This window comes from Thermoanaerobacterales bacterium, assembly GCA_030019475.1.
GTDB lineage: Bacteria > Bacillota > Desulfotomaculia > Desulfotomaculales > JASEER01 > JASEER01.
The window spans coordinates 1-3,811 of record JASEER010000075.1; the positions used below are offsets into that span (position 1 = coordinate 1).

The window sequence follows — 3,811 nt, forward strand, 5'->3', positions numbered from 1 at the left end:
CGGCATGGTTCACAACCTGCATAACATTTATGTTATATTATGCGCTCAAATTCTCTGCCGTGTCAAGGGCGGGTTGACAAAAGGAGGTGAGGAGACTTTCTTAAGCGTTAGCACTGTGCTTGCCCTGCGAACAATCTCATGGCATAATTTGTCTAATCAAGAGGAGGTGCCAACACAAACCATGCGCAACACCCTGATTGCAATCCTGGCCCTATGCATTATCCTGGCCCTGGCCCTGCCGGCCTTCGCCGGGCCGCCGAGCCATTCCGCGGTGTTCATCTTGAACAAGAGCACGTACACCGTGGACGGGCAGACCAAGACCATGGACGCCAAGACCTTCGCCGAGAACGGTCGTACCTACGTCCCGGTGCGCTACCTGGCCCTGGCCTGCGGGGTGCCGGAGAACAAGATCGGCTATGCCAACGGCCAGGTCACGCTGACCATGCCGGACCCGGTGGCCGGTGACACCGTGGTCAAGCTCTGGGTCGGCAAGCGCGACCTGCGGATCAACAACGAGGCCAAGACCATGGACGTGACCGTCCTGGCCCGCAACGGCCGGACTTATCTCCCGGCCCGGTGGGTAGCCCAGGAGGGTTTCGGCTACAAGGTGGACTGGGTGCCCGAAAAGAACGCGGTCCTGATCTATCCGCCCGGTGCGGAGCCGCCGAAGGTGATCGAGCCGGTGCCCGCGCCGCCGGGGCCGGTGAAGGAGTTTGAGGCCGAGGGGAAACTGAAGGATCGGTACCCGAACGAGCCGCTTCTTGAAAAGCCCTATTTTGATGGGGCAGACTATATGGTGGCCGACCTGTCCGAACTGCCGATCAAGGTGGGCGCGACCACGGTCTATAGTATGAGCTTCGCCGGGCCGCCGGCAGAACACCCCTGGGGCCGCTTCTACGTTGAGCAGTCCAGCCCGCATGCGCGGGAGGCTACGCTCTGGTTTATTAAAGACGGCAAGATCAAAGAAGGAGGGCCTACCGTTCCTCTCCACGACGGCGGGGAGACCCACTGGACGCAGGAGTACCTCATCTCCGTGGACACACTGCAGACCGCGGACGAAGTGTGGATTGAAGGCGGCCCTGGCTACCTGATCCTGCCCAACCCGGCGAAGGGGAGGATGTAAGAGCGATGAGAAAACTGACCTGGCTCCTGGCACTCCTGATGATCCTGACGGCCGTCCCCCACGGGGCGGCCTTCGCTTCCCCCGAAGAGGGAACCCCGGTCGAAGAAGGGACCCCGGTTGAGGAGGTTGTCGTCGGCAAGTTCATCTTCGAGGGTTACTGGGATATTTGGGGCGCAAACGGTAAGTGGGTGAACAACATCTTCCCGGGCAGGAAGAACCTGACCTGTGAATCCGACCCCGTCTATCCGGCGGGCTGGGCTGAAGGCAGCCGGGGCCTCAAGGATCTCCTGCGGCGATATGAGCTGACCCGCGCCGAGGTAGTAGCTGTATATCCAATGACGGAAGACCAGTACAACGGCGCCGGGCAACGGTACGGGATGCCCTGGGGCGGACCTCATATGCCGGGTTTCTACACTGAGCACTACCGTACCATCCCCGACAACCCGCGGGCGGAGATCAAGAGTTTCGATCCAAAGACCGGGGCGACGGTGGTCAAGTGGACCATCGACTATCCCGCGAAGCCGAACCCGGCCGACCCGACATCGCAGCCATGGGGTCCTGAAGGCCCTGCCGTCAGCACCAAGAACTGGCTTGTCAACGGCGAGTGGGACAAGATCGACCTGCGGTTCGCCAGCAAGACGGACCTGGACAAGATCAGGGCCAACAAGGCCCTGGAGGGCTGGCGGGTGTACTTCCCGGCCGTGGTAGCCTGGTACGGCATCCCCAAGCAGTTGCCCAACCTGGTGGCGGTGGACATCGACCCGGGTGTGGACGAGCCCAAACCAGGGCAATGGTACACAGGCACCGCGACCTTTGCCAACGACAGTGCTATGAAGCTCGTCAAGGTGCCCGTCGGCGTCTACCAGGGAGACACAAGGCTCAAGCTCTACGACGAGCAGGGACAGGCGCTCCCGGCACTCCAGGGGCCGGACGGCAAGTGGTACCAGGTGGCCGACTTCGAGGCGTACCAGGAACGGACCTTTACCTTCCACTGGTCACCGTAAGGGGGGGTGGCTGGCTTAATGCGCATCGCTCTCTTATTCGGTGCCTGGATGATACTGCTGTGTCTCGCCGGTTGCGGGCATACGGCCGGCGTCCCGTGGACCCCGCCGCCGGCACCCGAAGAAGCTGAGGGATCACTGACCCACCCGTCGAGTGGTCCGGTTACCGGCGCGAGCCTGTTTGCCGAGTGGACGGCGTTCAACCGTCGTGATCTCGACGAACTCCGGAGACTGGCGGCGATAACGGACGACACGCGGAGGAAGGAAGAAGCCTACAAGCAGTGGCGGGAACTATGGACCGTTTACCTGGCCTGGAAGGAACGGGGCGGCGAGGTCCTGGAGCCGGCCGGGATAAGAGTCTACGGCCCGGTGGCCGCGGGCTGGATGAATGAAATCCTTGCCGCAATGTGGAAACGGGATGTCTTCGTGGGCGGCGGAGATCTCACCCACGTTCTAAGCGTGCGCGAACCGTCCTTGCCCGGCGGTTCGCGGCCCCACAAGGGCTCCCTGTGGTACGAGCTGGTCGGGCTGAACGCCCCGGGGTGTTGGAGTGTAATGGGCGAGGACGACGCCGAGAGGCAAGTCTCGGACCGGGAGGCGGTGGGCCGTGTCCGGGATATGTTGGACAGGTCGACTTATCCCTTCGGGCGGGGCCTGTTTGACGGCGCCGAAATCCACCTTGTCCCCGGGCGGATGTTGTACCAGGACGATGATCCGCTGACCGACATTGCAAAGGGATATGCGCGGATTATTGCCCATCCGCCCTACGGCGAACGGGGAAGCGTATATTCCCCCGAGGCCACGCTATGGGCGCCCCGGATCGTCGCGGCCTGGCCCGACGGGCTTTGGGGACTGCCGCATGAACTGGGCCACGCCTGGTTTTTCCGCCAGCACTTCAATCTTCGGGGGATAAAGGACGTGTATACCACGTGGGCCGACTTCCGCCGGCCCGCGGTCCCGGCAACACTGCGGGAGAAGCCCGACAAGACACTCGACGATGACGAGATCTTATCCGGAACCGATTCCGAAGCGGCGTGGGGAGAAAACCCCGCCGAGGCCCTGGCCGAGGATTTCGCCAACATGTTCTTCCCGGGGGTGATGAACGAGGAGAACCGGTGGCATCACGCATGGCCGGACATCTTCGCCCCGGGGCCGGAGAATTCGGCTATCCGGGAACGGCTGCGGGAGTTCTTCCTACTCTTGCCCCTGGATTTTGACGTTTACCGTTCCCTGGTCCTGGACCCCTTGCCCCACCTGATCGACCCGGAGGAGACCCTGCGGGTCACGGGCCACGCGCCGGCAGGAGCAAAGGTCGTGATATTCCTGGGCGACAAGGCTATTAATGAAACGGTTGCCGGACCAGACGGCCGGTTCGCCTTGGACGTGGACCCAAAGCTCCTTCCGGTCAACGCGGCCACGGCCGTTGTGGTGGCCATGGAAACCGGGGAGAAAAGAACGACGGGGAAAGGCATTTGGCTGTACCAAGGTCGATAGGTTGTTAGAGGACGAGGAACAGCAGGCTCGCCGGGTATGCGCATGCCCGGCTTTTCTTTACCCTTTAAACCCAGGCGGCTCAAGGGTTTAGGGGCAATGTTACGCACGTAACATTGCAGGGTGGGGGGTACGAAGGCTTCACTTTGAGGCAGTTTACATCAACGTTTTAGAACCTGCTGTGTTTTACAGCAGA

General features: G+C 61.9%; 3 protein-coding genes. All 3 read left to right on the forward strand.

The window, feature by feature from the left end; genetic code table 11:
- The first annotated feature begins 181 nt into the window (after nucleotides 1-181).
- Genes QMC81_11760 through QMC81_11770 form a run of 3 tightly spaced genes read left to right on the forward strand, consistent with a single transcriptional unit; the run spans nucleotide 182 to nucleotide 3,618 of the window.
- Nucleotides 182-1,123: a copper amine oxidase N-terminal domain-containing protein gene (locus tag QMC81_11760; GenBank protein MDI6908145.1), complete on the forward strand. Its 942-nt coding sequence runs from the start codon at nucleotides 182-184 to the stop codon at nucleotides 1,121-1,123.
- A gap of 5 nt (nucleotides 1,124-1,128) precedes the next feature.
- Nucleotides 1,129-2,127: a hypothetical protein gene (locus QMC81_11765; GenBank protein MDI6908146.1), complete on the forward strand. Its 999-nt coding sequence runs from the start codon at nucleotides 1,129-1,131 to the stop codon at nucleotides 2,125-2,127.
- Nucleotides 2,128-2,145: 18 nt separating this feature from the next.
- Complete coding sequence (locus tag QMC81_11770; protein MDI6908147.1) at nucleotides 2,146-3,618, forward strand: hypothetical protein; 1,473 nt, start codon at nucleotides 2,146-2,148, stop codon at nucleotides 3,616-3,618.
- Nucleotides 3,619-3,811: the final 193 nt, after the last annotated feature.